This is a genomic window from Actinoplanes sp. CA-142083 (assembly GCF_050942195.1).
Classification (GTDB): Bacteria; Actinomycetota; Actinomycetes; order Mycobacteriales; family Micromonosporaceae; genus Actinoplanes.
In genome coordinates this window covers 4,082,766-4,104,119 of the sequence record NZ_CP192076.1, presented here as the reverse complement: position 1 = coordinate 4,104,119, position 21,354 = coordinate 4,082,766, and the positions used below count along the sequence as shown (strand labels likewise).

The 21,354-nt window shown below is 71.3% G+C and carries 16 protein-coding genes; 8 read left to right on the top strand and 8 right to left on the bottom strand.

All coding sequences use genetic code 11. From position 1 onward, the window contains the following. Positions 1-12: 12 nt before the first annotated feature. On the bottom strand, positions 13-1,296 hold the full coding sequence (locus ACQPZX_RS18740) for a citrate synthase (protein WP_433382329.1): 1,284 nt from the start codon (positions 1,294-1,296) through the stop codon (positions 13-15). 164 nt (positions 1,297-1,460) lie between these two features. Between ACQPZX_RS18740 and ACQPZX_RS18735 the strand changes: the two genes are divergently transcribed. The 6 genes from ACQPZX_RS18735 (at position 1,461) to ACQPZX_RS18710 (ending at position 8,777) form a co-directional block, all read left to right on the top strand. Beyond that, positions 1,461-2,309, top strand: a complete 849-nt coding sequence (locus ACQPZX_RS18735) for a universal stress protein (RefSeq protein ID WP_433382326.1) — start codon at positions 1,461-1,463, stop codon at positions 2,307-2,309. Between the two features lie 7 nt (positions 2,310-2,316). Next, on the top strand, positions 2,317-4,548 hold the full coding sequence (locus ACQPZX_RS18730; protein WP_433382323.1) for a putative bifunctional diguanylate cyclase/phosphodiesterase: 2,232 nt from the start codon (positions 2,317-2,319) through the stop codon (positions 4,546-4,548). A 195-nt stretch (positions 4,549-4,743) separates the two neighbouring features. After that, on the top strand, positions 4,744-5,526 hold the full coding sequence (locus ACQPZX_RS18725) for an exodeoxyribonuclease III (RefSeq protein WP_433382320.1): 783 nt from the start codon (positions 4,744-4,746) through the stop codon (positions 5,524-5,526). A gap of 17 nt (positions 5,527-5,543) precedes the next feature. After that, complete coding sequence (locus ACQPZX_RS18720) at positions 5,544-7,133, top strand: PP2C family protein-serine/threonine phosphatase (RefSeq protein ID WP_433382317.1); 1,590 nt, start codon at positions 5,544-5,546, stop codon at positions 7,131-7,133. After that, the gene (locus ACQPZX_RS18715; RefSeq protein ID WP_433382314.1) at positions 7,130-8,155 is read left to right on the top strand and encodes a cobalamin B12-binding domain-containing protein; all 1,026 of its coding nucleotides are present in this window, start codon (positions 7,130-7,132) and stop codon (positions 8,153-8,155) included. Before ACQPZX_RS18720 ends, ACQPZX_RS18715 begins: the two co-directional genes overlap by 4 nt. A gap of 388 nt (positions 8,156-8,543) precedes the next feature. Further along, positions 8,544-8,777, top strand: a complete 234-nt coding sequence (locus ACQPZX_RS18710) for a hypothetical protein (RefSeq protein WP_433382311.1) — start codon at positions 8,544-8,546, stop codon at positions 8,775-8,777. A 238-nt stretch (positions 8,778-9,015) separates the two neighbouring features. Here ACQPZX_RS18710 and ACQPZX_RS18705 read toward each other — a convergent pair whose 3' ends face one another. From ACQPZX_RS18705 to gsmA, 6 genes are all read right to left on the bottom strand, one after another. Then, the gene (locus ACQPZX_RS18705) at positions 9,016-9,810 is read right to left on the bottom strand and encodes a LamG-like jellyroll fold domain-containing protein (protein ID WP_433382308.1); all 795 of its coding nucleotides are present in this window, start codon (positions 9,808-9,810) and stop codon (positions 9,016-9,018) included. A 58-nt stretch (positions 9,811-9,868) separates the two neighbouring features. Next, entirely contained in the window at positions 9,869-10,255 is a 387-nt protein-coding gene (locus ACQPZX_RS18700; RefSeq protein ID WP_433382305.1) for a DUF6401 family natural product biosynthesis protein, read from the bottom strand. 75 nt (positions 10,256-10,330) lie between these two features. Then, positions 10,331-14,239: an ATP-dependent RNA helicase HrpA gene (gene hrpA, locus ACQPZX_RS18695; RefSeq protein WP_433382303.1), complete on the bottom strand. Its 3,909-nt coding sequence runs from the start codon at positions 14,237-14,239 to the stop codon at positions 10,331-10,333. A 44-nt stretch (positions 14,240-14,283) separates the two neighbouring features. Further along, the gene (locus ACQPZX_RS18690) at positions 14,284-15,060 is read right to left on the bottom strand and encodes an aldo/keto reductase (protein WP_433382300.1); all 777 of its coding nucleotides are present in this window, start codon (positions 15,058-15,060) and stop codon (positions 14,284-14,286) included. Between the two features lie 105 nt (positions 15,061-15,165). Then, complete coding sequence (locus ACQPZX_RS18685; RefSeq protein ID WP_433382297.1) at positions 15,166-17,475, bottom strand: ATP-binding protein; 2,310 nt, start codon at positions 17,473-17,475, stop codon at positions 15,166-15,168. Between the two features lie 60 nt (positions 17,476-17,535). Then, positions 17,536-18,648, bottom strand: coding sequence for a sporangiospore maturation cell wall hydrolase GsmA (gene gsmA, locus ACQPZX_RS18680; protein ID WP_433382294.1), 1,113 nt, complete (start codon positions 18,646-18,648; stop codon positions 17,536-17,538). Between the two features lie 151 nt (positions 18,649-18,799). On the opposite strand from gsmA, the gene ACQPZX_RS18675 reads away from it, so the two are divergent. Together ACQPZX_RS18675 and ACQPZX_RS18670 are read left to right on the top strand one after the other, a co-directional pair. Then, positions 18,800-19,741, top strand: coding sequence for a phosphatase PAP2 family protein (locus ACQPZX_RS18675; RefSeq protein ID WP_433382291.1), 942 nt, complete (start codon positions 18,800-18,802; stop codon positions 19,739-19,741). 161 nt (positions 19,742-19,902) lie between these two features. Further along, positions 19,903-20,436, top strand: a complete 534-nt coding sequence (locus tag ACQPZX_RS18670; protein ID WP_433385320.1) for a general stress protein — start codon at positions 19,903-19,905, stop codon at positions 20,434-20,436. 86 nt (positions 20,437-20,522) lie between these two features. On the opposite strand, the gene ACQPZX_RS18665 is transcribed toward ACQPZX_RS18670, so the two are convergent. After that, on the bottom strand, positions 20,523-21,314 hold the full coding sequence (locus ACQPZX_RS18665) for an RNA polymerase sigma factor SigF (protein WP_433382288.1): 792 nt from the start codon (positions 21,312-21,314) through the stop codon (positions 20,523-20,525). Positions 21,315-21,354: the final 40 nt, after the last annotated feature.

The window sequence follows — 21,354 nt, the reverse complement described above, 5'->3', positions numbered from 1 at the left end:
TGCGGGAATTGATCAGCGCTTGTCGATCGCCACGAACTCGCGCTCGGGAGAACCGGTGTAGAGCTGACGCGGACGGCCGATCTTTGTGGCCGGATCGTTCATCATCTCGGTCCACTGCGCGATCCAGCCGGGCAGGCGGCCGATCGCGAACAGAACCGTGAACATCTTGGTCGGGAAGCCCATCGCCTTGTAGATCAGGCCCGTGTAGAAATCGACGTTCGGGTAGAGCTTGCGGCTCACGAAGTAGTCGTCGTTGAGCGCGATCTCTTCGAGCTGGAACGCGATGTCGAGCAGCGGGTCCGGCTTGTCCAGGGTGTTGAGCATCTCCTGGGCCGCCTTCTTCACGATCGCGGCGCGCGGGTCGTAATTCTTGTAGACCCGGTGGCCGAAGCCCATGAGCTTGACGCCCTTTTCCTTGTTCTTCACCCGGGTGACGAACGCGTTGACGTCGCCGCCGTCCTTGCGGATCTGCTCGAGCATCTCGAGAACCGCCGCGTTGGCGCCGCCGTGCAGCGGGCCGGACAGCGCGTTGATGCCGGCCGAGATCGAGGCGAAAAGATTGGCCTCGGCCGATCCGACGAGCCGCACCGACGAGGTCGAGCAGTTCTGCTCGTGGTCGGCGTGCAGGATGAACAGCATGTCGAGGATCTTGGCGACCTTGGGGTCCACGTCGTACTGCACGGTGGGCAGGCCGAAGGTCATGCGCAGGAAGTTCTCGACGTAGTCGAGGGAGTTGTCGGGGTACGGCAGCGGGTGGCCGATGCTCTTCTTGTACGCGTACGCCGCGATGGTCGGAAGCTTCGCCATCAGGCGGATCCCCGAGATCTCGACCTGCTCGGGATCCTTGGGATCGAGAGCGTCCTGATAGAAGGTCGACAGCGCGGTGACCGCCGAGGAAAGGACGGCCATCGGGTGCGCGTCGCGCGGGAATCCGGAGAAGAACGAGCGCATCTCCTCCTGCAGCAGCGTGTGCACCCGAATCTTGTCGGCGAAGTCCTTCAGCTGCGTCGGCGTCGGCAGCGCGTCGTGCATCAGAAGATACGACACCTCGAGGAACGTCGACTTCTCGGCGAGCTGCTCGATCGGAAAACCGCGGTAGCGCAGGATTCCCGCGTCACCGTCGATGTAGGTGATCGACGAGGTCGTCGACGCCGTGTTCACGAAACCCTGGTCGAGGGTGACGAAGCCGGTCTCCTTCAGAAGGGCACTGACGTCGATGCCGCCGGGACCCTCGACGGCCTCACGCACCGCCATCGACAGCTGGCCACCCGGGTGGTCGAGCTTGACATCCGTCATGTATTTCCCTCACTTCACCGGCAGATGTCCACAAGAATTTGTCGTTCACCGTAAACCCTCAACCTGAATGGGTCATCAGGTGGCCACCCGCTGAGGGATTGATCACGAAGAGTGGCGCTCTTGCATAGATAATGGTGCACAGTCTCAGTGCGGAGGTGAGACCGGTGCGAAACCCTGTAGTGGTCGGTGTGACCGGCACGGCGGCCGGGCTGGCCGCGGTGCGCCTGGCCGCGCGGGAAGCTGTCTCCCGCGGTTGCCGGCTCCGAGTCGTACACGCGTTCACCTGGCCCAGTCATGGCCCGCCGGGCGCCGGGCTCGATTACGACGCCGCACGCCGGGCCGCCACTGAGGCGGTCGACGAGGCGGTCGCCACCGCCCAGCGTTCCACACCGGGGGTGCGGGTGACGGGACAACTCGTCGACGGGTTGCCCGATCGGGTGCTGTTACGCCTGAGCCGCACCTCCGACCTGCTGGTTCTCGGCGACGACGACCTGGCCACCACGCCCTGGCTGCCGCCGTCCTCGGTCCTCGTGCAGACGGTCGCCCGCTCGTGGTGCCCGGTGCTGGTGGCCCGCGGACCGCGCCCGCCGCGCGGGGCGGTGCTGGCCGCCGTGGACGGATCCACCAACGGGATGCGGGCGCTGCGGCACGCCCTGCTCGAGGGGCGCCGGCGGCGGACCCCGGTCGAGGTGGTGCACGTGGTGCGGGAGTACGGCGGCCGGCACGAGGAGCAGGGCCGGCTGGTTCTGGCCGAGGCCTCGGCCGTCGCGCCGCAGGCCCGGGCGCGGCTGCTGGCCGGCGCGCCGGGGCCGACGCTGGTGCTGGCGTCGCGCCGGGGCCGGGTGATCGTGCTGGGCACCCGCGGCGCCCGCGACGGCCTGCTCGGCTCGGTGGCGCGCGAGGTTCTGCACCGCAGCGCCTGCCCTTCGGTCTTCGTGCACGGCCGCTCGGTGCCGGCCCAGCGGTCCCCCGAGGGCAATCAACTAATGCGGGGGCTTCGCGCGCCGATCTAGGTCTTTGATGACCGGATTGTGGCGGCTGTGGGCCCTGGGCGGGGCGGCGGCGACGGCCTTGTACCTGACCGACCTCTCCCCCGCCGTGAACAGCGTGTGCGCGCTGATCGTCGGGTTGGGCACGGTATTCGCCTGTTTCTACGGCCCGCGGCGTCTTCGTGCGGAGCCGCGCGGCGCCTGGAACCTGATGGGCGTCTCCGCGTCGATCTTCCTGATCGGCATGCTCGTCCGGCCGTTCGTGACCGACGCCGGGCTGCCGCTGATCGCCGACTGCTTCACCATCCCCGGTTACCTGCTGCTGTTCGGCTTCTTCTGGAACCTGCTGCGCGCCCGGCAGGTGATGGAACGACATGTGGTGCTCGACGGCCTGATCATCTGCCTGGCCGGCGGAACGGCGAGCACGCTGCTGCTGGCCATGCCGGCGGTGGAGGTGGGCGGCCGGTCGATCATGGTGTCGGCGCTGGCGGGGCTGTATCCGCTGTTCGATGTCGTGGTGCTGATGATGGTGCTCAACCTGACCTTCACCGCCCGGACATGGCCGCCGGCGCTGCTGACCCTGCTCGCGGGCATGGGCCTCATGCTGGCCGGCGATCTCTCGTACGCGATCATCGGCCGCTCCGGACAGCTCTACTCCTCACCGCTGCTGGACGTGCCGTTCCTGCTCGCCTACACGCTGCTCGGCGTCACCGCGATGCACCCCTCGGCGACCGTGCTCGGGCGACCCGCCCGCCCTCCGGTGCCGGCCTGGTCGGCCCGCCGGATGGCACTTCTCGTTCCGGCCCTGGCCACGCCGTTCGTCCTGCTGCTCTTCGTCGGCGACACGACGGCGCGCCGGACCGTGCTGATGGTCACCGGCATCCTCATCGTGACGCTGCTGCTGGCGCGCGCGGTCGCGGCGGTGCAGGCGCAGACGCGCGCGCAGCACTTCGCCGAGTACTCGGCCAACCATGATCCGCTGACCGGGCTGCCGAACCGGCGCATGATCGCCGACGAGATCGCCCGCCTCATCACGCTGGGTGGCGGCGACGTCTGGGTGCTGCTGCTGGATCTGGACGGCTTCAAGTACGTCAACGACTCCTGGGGCCACGACACCGGCGACCGCCTGGTGATCGAGGTGGGCGAGCGGCTGCGGGCCCGGGTCCCGTCCGACGTGACGGTGGCGGCGCTGGGCGGCGACGAGTTCCTGCTGGCCTGCGTCGGCGACCGGGCGCGCGCCGAGCGCGTGGTCGACGAGGTGCGCGCCTGCTTCGACCGCCCGTTCGTGGTGCGCGACGTCGAGCTGAAGATCAGCGCGTCGATCGGCATCGCCTCGGCCGGCCCGGACGGCGACGCCGAGGAGCTGATGCGCGACGCCGACACGGCCATGTACCAGGCGAAATCCGCGGGCCCCGGCCACGCCACGGTCTTCGACCGGTCGATGCACGACCAGGTCCGCGAGCGCATCGAGCTCGAGGTCGCGTTGCGGCGCGCGCTGGGCGACGGCGAGCTCTGGGTGGCATACCAACCTCTCGTACGGCTGGAGTCCGGCCTGCCGATCGGCGCGGAGGCGCTGGTCCGCTGGGTGCACGCGGAACGCGGCCCGATCTCGCCGGCCGTCTTCATCCCACTCGCCGAGGACGCCGGGCTGATCGGGGCGATCGGCACCTACGTACGCCAGGAGGCGCTGCGGCAGCTCGCCGCGTGGCGGGCCGACGGCACCGTCGCCGACGACTTCTACCTGTCGATCAACGTCTCGGCCAAGCAGCTCACCGACCCGTCGCTCCCGCTGATCGTGTCGTCCGAGCTGCTCGAGTACGGGGTGCCCGCTCGCTGCGTGGCCCTGGAGATGACCGAGACGGTGATGATGGACGGCTCGGGCGCCACCTCGCGGGTGGTCTTCGAGCTGCGCGAGCTCGGCGTGAAGCTGCTGATCGACGACTTCGGCACGGGCTTCTCGGGCCTGGGCTACCTGCGCCGGTTCCCGGTCACCGGGGTGAAGATCGACCGCTCGTTCGTGGTCGGGCTGGGCGCCGACGAGGAGGCCGGCGAACTGGTTCGGGCGATCGTGGCGATGAGCCAGGCGCTCCGGCTCAGCGTGATCGCCGAGGGCGTCGAGACGCGTGTGCAGCGCGACGCCCTGGCGGCCATGGGAGTCACGAACGGGCAGGGGTGGCTGTGGGGGCCGGCGGTGCCTCCGGCGGAGTTCGCGGCACATTGGCACGCGTCCGGAACAGCGGCAACTCTTGCGGGGAGTGAATGACCCCTTCCGCCGGGCCGTTCCGTCGGGCATCATTCGAGCCTCCCCCCAGTAACGCGCATCACACCCGGAGTTGCCGATGACCGCCTTGGTCACCGTCCTGTTCATGCTCACCGTGGGGCTCGCCGCGGCGCTCATGGCGGCGGTTCGCCGGCCCTGATCCTCCCGCGCCCGGCCGCGATGCGGCAGGCTGGGCAGATGCGCTTCGCGACGTGGAACGTCAACTCGGTCAAGGCCCGGCTGCCCCGCCTGCAGGAATGGCTCGCCGCCACCAAGCCCGACGTGCTGTGCGTGCAGGAGACCAAGGTCGCCGAGTTCCCCGACGTGTCCGATCTGGGCTACGAGACCGCCCATTTCGGGCTGGGCCGCTGGAACGGCGTGGCCGTGCTCTCCCGGATCGGCCTCGACGACGTGCGGCAGGGCTTCCCCGGCGAGCCCGGCTTCCCCGACCAGGAGGCGCGCTACGTCAGCGCCCTCTGCGGAGGGATTCGGTTTATTTCGGTCTATGTCCCTAATGGTCGGACGCCGGAAGATCCGCACTACACCTACAAGCTCGCGTGGCTGGCCGCCCTGCGCACCTCGCTGAAGGACGATCTCGCCGCCGGGCCGCTGGTCGTGGCCGGCGATTTCAACGTCGCGCCCACCGACGCCGACGTGTGGGACCCGGCGGTCTTCGTCGGCTCCACCCACGTCACCCCGCCCGAGCGGGAGGCCCTCGCCGCCATCCGCGACCTCGGCCTGCACGACATCGTGGGCCGCCCTCTCAAGGGTGATCGGCCCTTCACCTATTGGGACTACCGGGCGGGCATGTTCCACATGAACAAGGGCATGCGCATCGATCTCGTGCTGGCCAGTGCGGACATCGCCGCGCAGGTGACCGACGCGGTGATCGACCGGGAGGCGCGCAAGGGCAAAGGCCCCTCCGACCACGCCCCCATCGTGGTCGACACCGAGCGCTCCGCCGGAAACGGACTAGGCTGATCGAGGAAGGAGGGATCATGACCGGGATCGTGAGCGAGCTGCGCACCGAGGGTCCGGCGCCGGCTCTGCTGCGCGCGGCGCTCGACGCGACCGACGAGGCCGTCGTCCTCTGCGACGCCGCCGACGACTCGATCCTGCTGGTCAACACGGCGGCGTCCGCCCTGGTCCCCGGCCTTTCCCGCGACCTGTTCTCGTCCCGTTCGGACTCGTTCGCCGCCACCCACGCCGGGCGGCACCTCGAGGGCCGGCGCCTGCCGCTCGGCCCCGGCCACTACGGCTGGTTCCTGCGCGACCGCACCCGGGCCACCATCCTCGCCGAGGCGGGGCGGCGGCTGTCCGGGTCGCTGCACCTCGGCCGGTGCCTGCGCACGACGGCCGAGCTCGCGGTCGCCCACCTCGCCGACACGGCGGTCGTGGTGCTGCCGCCCGCCCGCCGGCGCAGCTCCTGGCTGCGGCTGGCCGGCGACGGTCCGGTCGAGGAGGGCTCCGTTCCCGAGAGCCAGCTGGCCGAGGTCCCGGGACTGATCGAGGTGCTCGACGGGTTCCCGCCGATCCCCAGCCGCTGGCTCGACGCCTCCCAGGCGCCCGCCTGGCTGGGTCTCGGCCCGGTCGGCGGCCTGCTCGTCACGCCGCTGCCGGGCAACGCCGAGCCGGCCGGCGCGCTCATCCTGGGCCGCCGGGACACCCCGTTCACGGCCGACGACGAGGAGCTCGCCCGCATCTTCGCGGCCCGCGCCGGCGCGGCGATCTCCGCGGCCGCGCTCTACCGCGAGCAGGTCGACACCACGGCGGTGCTCCAGGCCGACCTGCTGCCCCCCTCGCTGCCACAGGCCGACGGATTCGAGCTGGTGGGCTCCTATCAGGCCGCGCATGACGCGCTGCGGATCGGCGGCGACTTCTACGACGCGTTCGGGCCGACCGAGGCCAACTCCGACACGGTGATCGCCCTCGGCGACGTGTGCGGCACCGGCCCCGAGGCGGCCGTGCTCACCGGCAAGGTTCGCCAGACGCTGCGCGCGCTGCGCCTGGTCGACGCCGACCCGGCCGAGATGCTGCGGGTGCTCAACCAGGCGCTGCTGCAGTCCGGCCGGCACCAGCGATTCGTGACCATGGTGGTCGGCTCGGTGCGCCGGGCCGAGCACGGCCGGGTGCGGCTCACCCTGGCGACCGGCGGGCATCCCCCGCCGCTGGTGCTGCGCGGCGACGGCAGCGTCGAGGAGGTCCCGGCCAGCGGCACGCTGATCGGGGCGGTGCCCCAGACCGTGGTGCGCCCGGCCGACATCGAGCTGGCGCCCGGCGAGACCTGCCTGCTCTACAGCGACGGCCTGACCGAGGCGCGCGGCGGCCCGACCAGCGTGGAGCAGTGGGGCGAGCCCCGGCTGCACGCGGCGCTGGCCAGCTGCCGCGGGCTGCCCGGCGCGGCCACGGTCGAGCGGCTGCGGCAGCTGGTGTCCGACTGGGTGCACGGCGGGGTGCGCGACGACATCGCGATGCTCGCGGTCCGGGCGCCCTCCCGCACCGCGCTGAGCCTGCGCGACGGCGGCGCCCCGACGCCGTCCCCGTTCGCCATCGACGGCCGCCGCGGCCGGGGGCGGTCACGCGCATGACGGTGGTGACCCTCGACGCCGACCTCTACCTCGACCTGGTCGGCGACGGCGACGAGCTGGCCGCCGTCGAGGTCGTCGCCGGTCTCCTCGACGCCGGCGTCCCCGCCGAACGGATCATGGTCGACCTGATCGCCGCGACCCAGACCCGGGTCGGCGAGCTGTGGGCGGCCAACGAGTGGACGGTCGCACGCGAGCACGCGGCGACGGCCACCAGCGAGCGGGCCCTGGCGTACGTGGCGGCCCAATGCCCGGTGCGCCCCCACCGGGGCCGCATCACGATCGCGTGTGTCGACGGCGAATGGCACGCGCTGCCGGTGCGGATCCTTGCCGAGATGCTGCGCCTCGACGGGTGGCGGGTCGACTTCCTCGGCCCGAGCGTCCCCGGGCCGCATCTGGTGGCCCACCTGCACGAGACCGGCCCGGAGGCGGTGGCGCTGAGCTGCATGCTGGCCACCCGGTTGCCGCGGGCGCACGCCGCGATCACCGCCTGCCGGTCCGCCGGGGTGCCGGTCATCGCCGGCGGGCGGGGGTTCGGACCGGGCGGCCGCTACGCGCAGCGTCTCGGCGCCGACGCCTGGGCTTCCGACGCCGCGGAGGCCGTGGCCCGATTGGCGTCGTCGTGGCCGCCGCCGTCGTCGTCCCACGCCGAGAACGGTCACCTAGGATTTCTTGGTGACGACGAGTACACGTTCGTCGTCCGCGAGCGCCCGTCGCTGATCGCCACGACCATGTCGTCGCTGGCGTCGTCCTATCCCACGTTCCGCGCCTACGACCAGCGGCAACTGGACGCCACCCTCGAAGACATCGGCCACGTCGTCGACTTCCTGGCGTCCGCGCTCTACCTCCGCGAGCCCTCGATCTTCCTCGACTTCGTCGATTGGACGGCCCAGGTGCTGCAAGCGCGAGGCGTCCCGCCGCCGGCTCTCCGTGCCGGCATTCATGCCGTACGGGCACAGCTCACCGACTTCCCCCGCGCCCTTTCCATCCTGGACGCCGGCCTCGCGCGACTCCCCGCGCGATAAATCGCTCGCGTCCCCGCGAGGGCCGGGCTAGCGTGTTCCGCATGATCCTCTGATGCTCACCGGGCCGCGGTCGCGGCCCTTCGTCGCGTTCCGGCTCCGGGCGCTCCGGCGGGTAGTCCGCCGTGGAGACGCCACCGTGGAGACGACGCAGTCGAGTCGTCCTCGTGCCGACGCCCGGAGCAATCGCCTGTTCGTTCCCGGCATCGCCGCGCCCTGCCCCACCGTGGGCCGGGCGGCGGCGCCACCTTCCCCTCCCGAGCCCCGGCCTCGCCGCGGGCGCCACCTTGCCCAGCCAGCCTCGGCATCGCCGCGGGGCGGGCGCGGGCACCACCCATGCTCAGCCCTGGCCCCGGTCAAGCCGCGGGCGGGGCGCGCAAAGGAGGCTCGTATGACCACGCCCTTCTCCGTCCACGTCGACCGGGACGATCTCGCCAAGCAGGACTTCGCCGCCGCGCTGGCCCGCCCCGCGACCAACGGCGAGACGGACGGCCGTTCCGGCGCGTCCGGGACCGGACACCACGGCGCCCGCGACAGCCGGCAGGCGGCACGCGGTCGTTCCGAGCGCGACCACGCCCGCGTCGGGTCGGGCAAGTCCCGCTCGTACGCGTTCCGCCGCAGCTAGGAAGCCCGGCTCCACCCGCCCGGTCGCGGCGGGTGGAGCCCTCCGCCTGACCTTCCACGGAATCCGCGATTCGCCGATTCGCACGCGCCCCGGTGGCCCGCGCGGCCGGCATGGCTGGGACACACACCAACGTGTCTACCGTCGCTTTACACGCTGCGGCTGTCGCGGGCGCCGTCGGACTCAAGCTCTCGACGGCTGAGTAGGCCCGGCGCGTGGGGCGCCGGGCCGGTGGGCAAGGTCAGCCGAGCTCGGCGTACACGTCGTCGAGGAGGCCGTGGTACATGTCGCTACGGGTGTTGAAGTTGGGGCCGCCGATGCGCAGGGGCAGGGTGTTGGCGATGGCGAGCGTGGACGGGATCGTGGCCTGGCCACCGCGGATGCCGTCGACATAGACGGCCAGGGACGTGCCGGCGCGCTGGCAGAGGATCTTGTGCCACAGGCCGTCGGCGACCGTGGCGGTCGAGCGGGCGATGTAGACCGTGGGCGAGCCCGAGCCGGACGCGACGCACTGGGCGCGGCCGTTGGTGGCGCCCACCTGCATCTTCCATTGGCTGCCGGTGCCGGCGACGCCCTTCTGCATGATGTTGGCCGACCCGACCACCTGGGCCTTCGTCAGGTGGACCCGGGCCGACCAGCGGAACAGCCTCGTACCGGGGTTCAGGTTGACGTTGTTGGCGGCTTCGAGCAGCCCGCGCGGGCAGACCGTGGCGGCGGTCGCGCACGCGACGGGGAAGGCGACGTACTTGCCGCCGGTCGCCCCGCCTTCGAACTGGATGACCCCCTGGTCGGCGCCGCGGATGGTGAGCGCCACGCCGCGGCCCGACGTGTCGGAGACCCGCCCGGCGACCGGCCCGGCGTCGAAGTCCCACCGAGCCACCAGAAGCGGAGCGGCCGGCGTCCCAGCAGCAGGAGCGCCGGCGGTGACGGTTGCGGCGGCCGGCGGGGTGTCCGACGGAGTGGCGGAGGCCGCCCGGGCGGTCGATGCCGGGACGAGCAGCCCGGCCATCGCCGCGAACGTGATTGCGATCTTCATGCCTATGAGATCGCCTTTTGATCGAATTGTTACTGTAAATCCTGAAACGGGCGGAAGGTCAGAGGGCGCCGGACTCCTCGGCGAGCAGGCAGACCGCCACCAGGCGCAGGACGTGCCAGTCGGTGGACTGCCAGTCGGCGGGGTGGGTGGGGGCCTCGCCCGCGGCGGGGACGAAGCGGCCGGCGCGCCGGGCCGCGAAGACGATCGAACGGGCGTACGCGGCCAGCGCCTCGGCGTCGATGGCGCGCTCCGCGTCGACGAGCGCGTCGCGGACGGCGGCCGCGTGCTGGTCGACCAGGGCCAGCAGGCCCGGGTCGGCGAACGCCGCGGCCAGGCCGTCGACGCCCACCCGCGCCATCATCTCGTCCAGCTGCGCGACGGCCGGGTCCAGGATCACGGCGTCGGCGGCGGAAATCGGGGCGAAGGCGAGGAATTCGTTCGTCATGGCGAAGACGCTATGGGGTGCCGGCCGCCCCCGGAAGGGGGGTAACCGAACGGCACCCGAGCGCCTCCGAGCCCGCTACGCCGGGAGTTGGTCCATCGCCTTGTAGATGCGTTTGTCCGATATTGGATACGCGGTGCCGAGGGTCTGCGCGAACAGGTTGATCCGCAGTTCCTCGATCATCCAGCGGATCTCGAAGAGCCCCTCGTCGGCCGGGCTGAGCGGCGGGAACTCGGCCCGCAGCTCGCGGTACTCGGCCTCGATCTCCTGGATCTGCGCCATCAGCTGGCGGTCGCGCCCGAGGTTGGAGGCGACCCGGTCGAGCCGGTAGACGACGCCCCGCAGGTACCGGGGCAGGTGGTGCAGCTGCTTCCAGCCGGTCTCGGTGACGAAACCGGGGTGCACCAGGCCCTTGAGCTGCTGGCGGATGTCGGCGAGCGCGGGAATCAGCTGCGGGTCGCGCAGTCCCTTGAGACGCTGGTCCACGTCGTACGTCGTGGCCAGGACGGCCTGGACCTGCGCGACCACGCCCTCGACCGCGTCGACCAGGTCTTGCCGGACCGTGTCGCGCAGCGACGCGAACTCGATCGACGACCACACCGGGCCGCCGGCGTCGGCCACCAGCTTGTCGACCGCCGCGCCGGCGCAGTCGTCCAGGAGGTCCGCGATCGATCGGTACGGGTTGGCCCGCGACAGCTCCAGCTTGGCCCGGTTGTCGAGCCGTCCCTGCAGGAACCGGGCGGCCGGCGGCAGCGTGAGCAGGAGCAGGCGGCGGGTGCCGGCCCGCATGGCGATGCGCTGCTCGGGCTCCGACTCGAAGACCCGGATCGCCACCGAGTCGCCCTCGTCGACCAGGGCGGGGAAGACGCTGACCTCGTAGCCGCCGCGCACCTGCGAGACCCGCCGGGGCAGCATCCCGAAGTCGTTGGCCGTGATCCCCCGCCGTTCGAGGTCGCCGGCCGCGCGCGATATCGTCTGCTGCACCTTGGGGGCCAGGCGCCGCCGCAGCTCGTCGAGATCGCGGCCCGCGCCCAGCAGGTCGCCCGACTCGTCGACGACGCGGAAGTTCATCCGCAGGTGCGCGGGCACCTCGGACGGCTTCCACGCGTCGCGCGGGACGACGGTTCCGGTCAGGCGGCGCAGCTCGGCGCCGATGGCGTCGGTGAGCGGGCCGCGGCGGGCCGGCACCCGGTCGAGCACCGCCTCGGCCCAGTCCGGCACCGGCACGAAGTTGGTGCGCAGCGCCTTGGGCAGAGAGCGGATCAGGGAGATCACGACGTCCTTGCGGAAGCCGGGCACCGACCAGCCGAAGTCCTCGGGGTCGAGCTTGTTGAGCAGCGGCAGCGGCACCTCGACCGTGACGCCGTCCTCGGCCGTGTTGGGCTCGAACTCGTACGTGAGCGGCAGCCGCACCCCGTTGGCCAGCCACGCGTCGGGGAACGCGTTCGGGTCGACGGTGTCGCGGCCCTCGTTGACGAGCAGTTCGCGGGTGAACGTCAGCAGATCGGGATTGTCCCGCCGCGCGTTCTTCCACCACGAGTCGAAATGGCGGGCGGTGACGACCTCGGCCGGAATGCGCGCGTCGTAGAGCCGGTAAACCGTCTCGTCGTCGACCGCGATGTCCCGCCGGCGCGCCCGGTTCTCGATTTCCTCGATGCGCTCGAGGAGCCGGCGATTCTCGTCGAAGAACTTGTGGTGGGTGTCCCAGTCGCCCTCGACCAAGGCGTGCCGGATGAACAATTCCCGACACAGCACCGGGTCGATCCGGGCGTATCCGACCCGCCTTCGCGGCACGATCGGAAGACCATAGAGCGTGACTTTCTCGTACGCCATGACCGCGCCCTGCTTCTTTTCCCAGTGCGGCTCGGAGTACGAGTGTTTGACCAGGTGCGGGGCGAGCTTCTCGGCCCACTCGGGCTCGATCCGGGCGTTGACCCGCCCCCACAGGCGGCTGGTCTCGACGAGCTCGGCCGACATCACCCAGCGCGGCTGCTTCTTGAACAGCGCCGAACCGGGGAAGATGGCGAACTTCGCGCCGCGGGCGCCGAGGTATTCGCGCTTGTCGGCCTCCTTGAGCCCGATGTGACTGAGCAGGCCGGACAGCAGGGCGGTGTGCACGTGCTGACCCTCGGCGAGGTCCTCGCTGTCCTCCTGCAGGGTCAGCCCGAGGGTCCGGGCGACCTGCCGCAGCTGAGCGTAGATGTCCTGCCATTCCCGTACGCGTAGATAATTGAGGAATTCGGCGCGGCACAATCGCCGGAACTGGTTCCCGGAAAGCTCCTGTTGTTTCTCGCGCAAGTAACGCCAGAGGTTGAGGTAGCTGAAGAAATCCGATTCCTTGTCGGTGAACCGGGCGTGTTTCTCGTCGGCCTGCTGCTGCTTGTCGACCGGGCGCTCGCGCGGATCCTGGATCGACAGCGCGGCGGCGATGACCATGACCTCGGCGACACAGTTCTGCTTGTCGGCCTCGATGACCATGCGGGCCAGGCGCGGGTCGACGGGCAGCTGGGCGAGCTGCCGGCCGAGCGGGGTGAGCCGGCGCTCGTCGAGGGCGCCCAGCTCTTCCAGGAGTTTGACGCCGTCGGTGATGTTGCGTTTGTCGGGCGGGTCGATGAACGGGAACTTCTGCAGATCGCCCAGCCCCAGATTGGTCATCTGCAGAATGACGCTGGCGAGGTTCGTCCGCAGGATCTCGGGCTCGGTGAACTCGGGCCGCGCGTCGAAGTCCTCTTCGGAGTAGAGCCGGATGCAGATGCCGTCGGCGAGGCGGCCGCAGCGGCCCTTGCGCTGGTTGGCGCTGGCCTGCGAGACCGGCTCGATCGGCAGGCGCTGCACCTTGAGCCGGTTGGAGTAGCGGCTGATGCGGGCCGTGCCGGGGTCGATCACGTAGCGGATGCCGGGGACGGTCAGCGACGTCTCGGCGACGTTGGTGGCGAGCACGACGCGCCGCTGCGTGTGCCGCTCGAAAACGCGATGCTGCTCGGCGGCCGACAGACGCCCATAAAGCGGGACAATATCGGTGGCACGCAAATTTCTCTTGCCCAGCGCGTCCGCGGTGTCGCGGATCTCGCGCTCGCCGGAGAGGAAGACCAGGATGTCGCCGTCACCCTCGCGGCCCAGCTCGTCCACCGCCTCGGCGATGCCGTCGACCTGATCCAGCGGCTCTTCGGTGTCATCTTCGGCATCGACGGTCACCAGCGGGCGATATCGAACTTCCACCGGATATGTCCGACCCGACACCTCGATCACTGGCGCGGGCTTTCCCGACATATCCGAGAAATGCTCCGCAAACCGCTGGGTCTCGATCGTCGCCGACGTGATGATCAGCTTGAGGTCGGCTCGCACCTTCAGCAGCTCGCGCAGGTAGCCGAGGATGAAGTCGATGTTGAGGCTGCGCTCGTGCGCCTCGTCGATGATCAGGGTGTCGTAGCGGCGCAGCTGCCGATCGTTCTGGATCTCGGCGAGCAGGATGCCGTCGGTCATCACCTTGATCATGGTGTCGTCGCTCACCTGGTCGGTGAAGCGCACCTTGTAGCCCACCGTCGAGCCGAGCGGCCGGTCGAGCTCCTCGGCGATGCGCTCGGCGACCGTCCGGGCGGCGATGCGGCGCGGCTGGGTGTGCCCGATCTGGCCGCGCACGCCCCGGCCCAGCTCCAGGCAGATCTTGGGGATCTGGGTCGTCTTGCCGGAGCCGGTCTCGCCGGCCACCACCACGACCTGGTGGTCGCGGATGGCGGCGAGGATGTCGTCCTTGCGCCGGCTGACCGGCAGCGCCTCGGGATATGTCACCTTGGGCACGGAGGCGAGCCGGGACTGCAGCCTGGCGAAGGCCGCGTCGGCTTCCGAGGAGATCTCCGCGAGGACGGCTTCCCGCGCCGCCTCGTCGCGGATCTTTCTGGTGCCGTCCAGCCGGCGCTGGAGTCGCCGTTCGTCGCGGGGAAGGAGCTCAGCTAGCCGGGTGCGAAGCGCGGCGGGTGTTGTCGACATGGCGCAGCAAGAATAGGCATATCAGGCGCTCGGACGCCTCGTGATTATCGCCGCCCCAACGCGTCGATCGCGGCCATCTCCTCACCCGTGAGTTCAAAGCCCGAAATGTCGAAGTTTGTTCGGATCCGCGCGTCGCTCTTCGACTTCGGAATAACCACAACCTCATGCTGTACGTGCCAGCGCAGCACCACCCGCGCGGCATCGACAGCGTGCGCCTCGGCGATCCCGGTAAGCACCGAGTCCCGCAGGTTGGTGGTCTTGAAGGGCGAGTACCCCTCGACGACCACCCCGCGCGACCGGTGCCCCTCGACCAGCCCGGCGTCCCACAGCGTCGGGCCGAAGCGGATCTGGTTGACCGCCGGGGTCTCCCCCGTCGCCTTGGTCAGCTCGTCGATCTCGTCGAGGCCGAAATTGCTCACCCCGATGTTCTTCGCGAGCCCGGCGTCGCGGAGCGCCACGAACTGCTCCCAGACCTTGGTGGCGCGGCCCCGGGACGGCGGCCAGTGGATCAGCCAGAGGTCGACCGCGTCCACGCCGAGGGCCCGCAGGCTGGCGTCGAGCGTCGCGCGCTCCTTGCCGGCCCGCTCGGGCGGCAGCTTGGTGGTGATGAAGATTTCGTCGCGGGACACGCCCGAGTCGGCGACGGCGCGGCCGACCTCGGCCTCGTTGCCGTACATGGTGGCGGTGTCGATGTGCCGGTAGCCGGCGTCCAGAGCGTGCCGGACGGCCTGATAGGCCGCGTCGCCGCGGATCTGCCAGGTGCCGAATCCCAGCAGCGGCATCGCGGGCGCGGCGGGCAACGGAAGGGCGGGAATGCTCATGCCGCAATCATGCCCGGCTGAGCCACCGGCTGCGCTTCGCTCCGCGGGCGATCGCCTTGTAACCGGTGAGATGGCAGGCCATCTCACCGGCGGCGATCGCGGAATTTACTCATGCGGGACTGGGGAGCGCAGCCGCGCCGACTTCGGGTCGCGTGCGGACGGCTCGGCGGCCGGCAGGGCGCTCAGTCCCGGCAGGCGCGAGTTCTCCATGGCGGCCCGGCCGGCGAGCGCCCGCTCCAGCTTCTGGCGGGCCTTGTCGTCGTCCTTCTTCCTCGACCTGAGCTTCATGTCCGACACCTCCAGCGTGAAGTGGAATCGCGTCCCGCCGCCCGGGTTGTCGTCCACGCCGATCTCCCCGCCGTGGCGCTCCACGATCCGTTTGCAGATGGCCAGGCCCAGCCCCGTCCCGTCGTATCCGGCGGAGGCGTGTGCCCGGTGGAACCTCTCGAAGACCGCGGGCTTCTCGGCGTCCGGGATGCCGATCCCGCGGTCCGCCACCTCGATCCGGGTCCACCCGGTTCCGGTAGCGGTGGCGGTCACGTCGACCCGGGCCGCGGCGCCGGGGCGCACGTACTTGAGCGCGTTGCCGATCAGGTTGTCGAGCACGTGCCGCAGCATCGCCGGGTCGGCCAGCACGGCCGGCAGGTCGCCCACGAAGACCTCGGGCGCGGGATCGTGCTCGGCCCGGTCCTGCACCACGTCGGCGACGAGCGCGCCGAGGTCGACCGTCTCGATGTTCAGCGGCGCGTCGCGGGCCGTCGTGTACGCGAGCAGCGTGTCGATCATCCCGGTCATCCGCTGCACCGCCCGCTGGATGCGCTCGAGCGAGGGCATCGGGTTGCCGCCGTCCTCGAGCGCCTCCTCCGCCGCCTCGCAGTGCCCGCGCACGACGGTCAGCGGCGCCTTGAGGTCGTGCGCCACCACCCCCGCGAAGACCGCGAGGTCGGTCTCGTACCGGCGGATGTCGGTGATGTCGTGGAAGACGGCGACCGCCCCGCGCTGTCCCGCGCTGGCGTCGAGCGGCCGCCCGTCGACGCTGATCACGATGCCTTCGGGCCGGGCCGGGTTGCGCACCACCATCTCGACGCCGTTGGCGTGCTCGCCGCGCAGCGCCCGCATCAGCGGCAGCTCGTCGAGCGGGAACGGGGTGCGCCCGTCCGGCCGGAACAGCCCGTAGTGCTCCTGCCAGCCGTCCGGCTCGTCGGTGTCGTCCTGCACCCCGAGCAGTTGCTTGGCGGCCGGGTTGTGCAGCAGGAACCTCCCGGTCTCGTCGACCACGCCGACGCCGTCGCCGATGCTGGTCATCACCGCGCCGAGCAGGCCGGCCTGCCGCCGGCTCTCGGCCTCGGCCGCCCGCAGCTCGGCCGTCGCCGCGTGGACCTGGGCGACCGCCCGCTCCCGGCCGGTGGCGAGCACGTGGACCAGCCCGGCGAGGATCACCGTGATCGCCAGGCAGCCGCCGAGCACCGCGCCCGGCAGCCCGCTGTGCGCGCCGGGCAGACGGCCCGAGTCGGCGCGGACGGTCATCGTCCACTCCCGGTCGGCCACGTCGAGCAGGGACTGCCGTTCGAGGTCGGGCTCCCCGGGCGCGGCGTAGCGGGCGACGATCGGCTGGGTGCCGTCGGTGTTGTGCGCCCGCAGCTCACCGGAGAGCTGGCCCTGGCTGACGGTGGCCAGCACGCCGTCGAGGAAGTCCTGGCCGCGCATGCCGAGCACCAGCCAGCCCCGGAAGTCCGGGTCGGCGGCGCGCGGCCAGATGGGCGCGGTGAAGATGAACGAGTGCTGCTGCCGCGCCGTGGGCAGGTTGCGGTCCCGCAGCAGCACGTACGTGTCGGAGACCGTCGGCACGCTCATCCGGCGCGCGTCGACCAGCGCGTTGGCCGGCTCGCTCGCGGCGGCCAGGTCCAGCCCGTCCGGTGAGCCGGCCGCCCGCAGCCCCCGGGTGAAGATGCTGAAGTAGTGCTCCTTGCCGACGCCGGCCGACCGCAGCACCAGCCCGTCCGAGCCGCGTGAGCGCCACAGCCGCTGCGCGGCCGGGATCTGCGCGTCGGTGGCCGGCACGACGTACGCGACGCTGGCGGCCCCGATCAGCGAGGCGGAGGCCAGCGGCGAGGTGGCCGCGTCGAAGTCCTCCCAGGTGATCGCGTTGTCGGTGGCGAGACCGGCCGCGGTCGCCGCGAGCAGCGAGCTGTACCGCTCGGTCTCGGTGAGCACCGCCGCCCGGGCCATCTCGGCGCGCTGGTCCATGACCTGCTCGGCGTTCTCCCGCTGCGCGGAGCGCACCGCGGCGACGACCAGCAGCGTGGCGACGACGCCGGCGACGAGCACGACCGCGGCGAGCCAGGGACCGGTCAACCGGCCGCGGCGGGCGCCCGCCGCGGCGGTAGCGCTCCCCCGTCGCCTCACCAAACTCACCAATGCGAGCGTAATACGCAAATCACCCCCGCCGGCGCGATCGGCCGACGGGGGTGAGCATTACTTCCAGGTGTCGTACTGATAGAGGTTGTACGAGGCCATCAGCGTGGTGATCTTCGTGTAGTAATTCGGGTCGGTGGCGTACCCGGCCTTCCACACCTGCCAGATGAACTTGTTCGCGTCCTTGGTGTAGGTGAAGGCCGGCTTGTAGCGGCTGTTCACCCGCAGGAAGTTGCCGTGGTCGCGGAACGAGTTCGCCATGTTCGCGTAGATCCGGAAGCTTCCCGTGGTGGCGAAGCACTTGCCGGCCTTGTCGCACTCGGTGGTGTTGTAGACGTGGCAACCCTTCGCGAGGGTCCCGTAGTTACTGCCCTGGCACTTGATCCCGAAGTAGTTGCCGTCGGTGACCGAGAGGCTGCTCCGCCCCCAGCCCGATTCGAGGATGGCCTGCGCGATCGTGACCGACGCCGGCACGCCGTACTCCCGCCAGCCCTTCTGCGCGCCCGGCACCGCCGCCTTGATGAACTGGTCGGGCGTCGGGGCGACGATCGGGGTGATCGACGCGCCCGGGCACAGGTGCAGGGTCGGCGTGATCACGTAAGCGTGCGAGATGTAGCTGCCGTCGCTCAGCCGGTTCCACTGCGTGGTCGAGCGGACCGTGCCGCTGACCATCGAGCCGACCACGCCGCACACGCCCTGCACCGTCGCGCCGCTCGCGACCGAGCGCTTGACCGGGTAGGCGGTCGACGGCCCGGAGCGGATGTTGACCACGCCGTCGGCGCTGCGCACAGTGCCGATCTTGTAGGTCGCCGCCGCCGCGGCCTTCGGCTTGGAGGTCGTCGCGCAGAGCGGCAACGTCGCGCTGGTCCGGACATATCCATGAGACACGTACGAGCCGTTGCTCAGCCGGTCCCATTGCGTGGTGGTGCGCACGGATCCCCGTACGGAAGGACCGGTGACCCGGCAGAGAGCCGTCACCTTCTGCCCGTTCCGCAGCGACCCGGTGATCTTCGCCGCCAGCGACGGCGCGGACCGGGTCTTGAGCGTGCTGCCCACCGTGACGGTCGCCGTCACGCCGGCGGCCTCGGCGGCGCCGGGCGCCACGACCAGCCCCGCGCCGGCGGTCAGCGCCATCAGCGGCACCGCGAGCAGTCGGCGGGTGTTGAGCCCCATGAAGCGTCCCCTTCGTCGTCGTTCCGTACGAAGATCGCGACGGGGCGTTGCGGGGCGAGAGCGATGCCGGTTGCGCTTCAGTTGCTTGCTTGAAATCGTGCTTGTCTGGGCAAACGGCTACCGTTCCTTTCTCGACAAAGGAGGAGAGCCGATGACGGCCCTGGCGTCCCGCCCCAAGACCTCCGGCGCCCGGACGTCCGCGCCCTCCTCGCCCGGCGCGGGCTTCGTGCTCGCGCCGCTCGCGGTGGCCGTGCTGGCCGCCGCCGGGGTCGCCGCGATGTACACCGCGTTCGTCCGCACCGCCACCGGCCAGTACGCCGACACCACCGCGATGCTCGGCGGCGACGTCCACCATCAGCGCGTGGTCGAGGTGCTCAGCCGCACGCTCAACGGGACCACCCTGGTGACCCTGGTGCTGGTGTGCCTGGTGGCGGCGGCCGTGGGCGTGCTGCGCCGCCGGGTCGACCTCGCGATCGGCGCCGGGGTGCTGGTGCTCGGCGCGAACGCCAGCTGCCAGCTGCTCAAGACGCGGCTCCCCCGGCCCGACCTCTCCGACTTCCCCGGCCCCAACTCGTTCCCGAGCGGGCACGCCGCGGCCGCCGCCTCGGTGGCGTTCGCGCTGATCCTGGTGCTGCCGGCGGCCGTGCGCGGCATCGTGGCGCTGGCCGGCGCCGCCTACGTCACGGTGATCGGCGTCGCCACGGTCTGGGCCGAGTGGCACCGCCCCAGCGACGTCGTCGCCGCGGTGCTGCTGGTGCTCGCCTGGGCCGCGTTCGCGCTGTTCGTCATCCGCCTGTTCCGCCGGGTGGCCACGCCGGGCGAGCGGCCCAGCCGCCTGACCAGGGGCCTGCTGCTGGCGGTGTTCCTGGTGACCGGCGCGGCCGGCGTGTTCGGCCTGATCTCGGTGGCGATGAATGTTCGAATGACCGCGGCCCTGGTTTCCAGCAGGTTCGCGTTCCTCACCGGCTCGGCCGGCATCGCCGCCGCCGTGGCCGGTGGCTTCTTGATCTGGGTGTGGCTCGCGGCCCGCGGGACCGCACCCGCCAAGGCGGGTCGCCCGGCCCGCCGCCCCAAGGGAGGCAAGACGAAGTGACCACCCCATCCGACAGCGGCACCCCCACCGCGCCCGGCACGGGCGCCGTGCCCGGACCGGCCGCCACCCCCGGCCCCGCCCCCGAGCCCGACCCCGCCACCTCGGCGGCCCCCGCGGCGTCGGCCCCGGCCACGCCGGCCCCCGCCGGCGGCAACCCTGGGCTGTCCGGCTCCGGCGGCCTCCCGCCCGGCCCCGCCGGCGTGCCGAGCCTGCCCGGGCAGACCCCGGCCGGCAAAGCGCTGCCGACGGTCGTGGTCGGCACCTATCCCGAGTACGCGCAGGCGCAGCAGGCCGTCGACCACCTCTCCGACAACAAGTTCCCGGTCGAGCGGACCGCCATCATCGGCACCGACCTGCGCCTGATCGAGAACGTGCTGGGCCGCCTCACCACGGCCCGGGCGGCCGGCGCGGGCGCCGCCAGCGGCGCCTGGTTCGGCCTGTTCGTGGGCCTGCTGTTCGGCCTGTTCAGCAACTCCAACTGGTTCGCCGTGATCTTCGTCTGCCTGCTCATCGGCGCCGCCTGGGGCGCGATCTTCGGCGCGATCGCCCACGCCGCCACCGGCGGCCGCCGCGACTTCGCCTCGCGCAGCTCCCTGCAGGCCGGCCAGTACGCCGTGGTCACCGACCCCGAGGTCGCCGACCAGGCCCGCCAGCTGCTCATCCAGCTGAACTGGCGTGCCTCCGGCGCCCAGTAGACCAGCTCGATCATGCGGAGAGCCCCGGCCGAGGCCGGGGCTCTTCTATGACGGGCATCGGGCGGAGGCGGCCACCCGAACCCTGGTCAGAAGGTGGCGCTGAGCTCGGTGCGCAGCTTGGTGAGCGCCTTGGTGAGCAGGCGGCTGACGTGCATCTGGGAGATGCCGATCTGGTCGGCGATCTGCGACTGGGTCAGGTTGCCGTAGAAGCGCAGGGTGAGGATCTTCTGTTCGCGCTCGTCGAGGGTGGCCAGCGCGGGGCCGAGGGCGACGCGGGTCTCGGCGAGCTCGTATTCGTGGTCCTCGCCGCCGAGGGTGTCGCCGAGCTCGGTGGTGCCGTCGGCGGAGATCGGGGTGCTCAGCGAGGTGGCGTTGTAGGCCCGGGCGCCTTCGAGGCCTTCCAGGACGTCTTCCTCGGTGATCGACAGGTGCGCGGCGATGTCGGTGACTGTCGGGGAGCGGCCCAGTGAGTGGGTCAGGGTGCTGTTGGCCTCGGTGATGGCCAGGCGTAGTTCCTGCAGGCGGCGGGGGACGCGCACGGACCAGGTGCGGTCGCGGAAGTGGCGCTTGATCTCGCCGATGATGGTGGGGATGGCGTAGCCGGCGAAGTCGACGCCGCGGTCGGGGTCGAATTTGTCGACGGCTTTGATGAGGCCGACGGTGGCGGTCTGGATCAGGTCGTCGGTGGGTTCCCCGCGGCCGGAGTAGCGGTTGGCGAGGTGGCGGGCCAGCGGCAGCCAGGCCTCGATCGCGGCGTCCCGCAGGTGCGGGCGCGACGGGTGGCCGGCCGGCATCGCGGCCAGGGTGTTCAACATCTCGGTGGCACTCTCCGCCACCGAGTTGTGCGCAGGCGCGGGTCGGGCGTAGGTCGGGATCATGCCAGGTCCTCCATAGCGGGCAGAGAGCCGTGCCCGCACG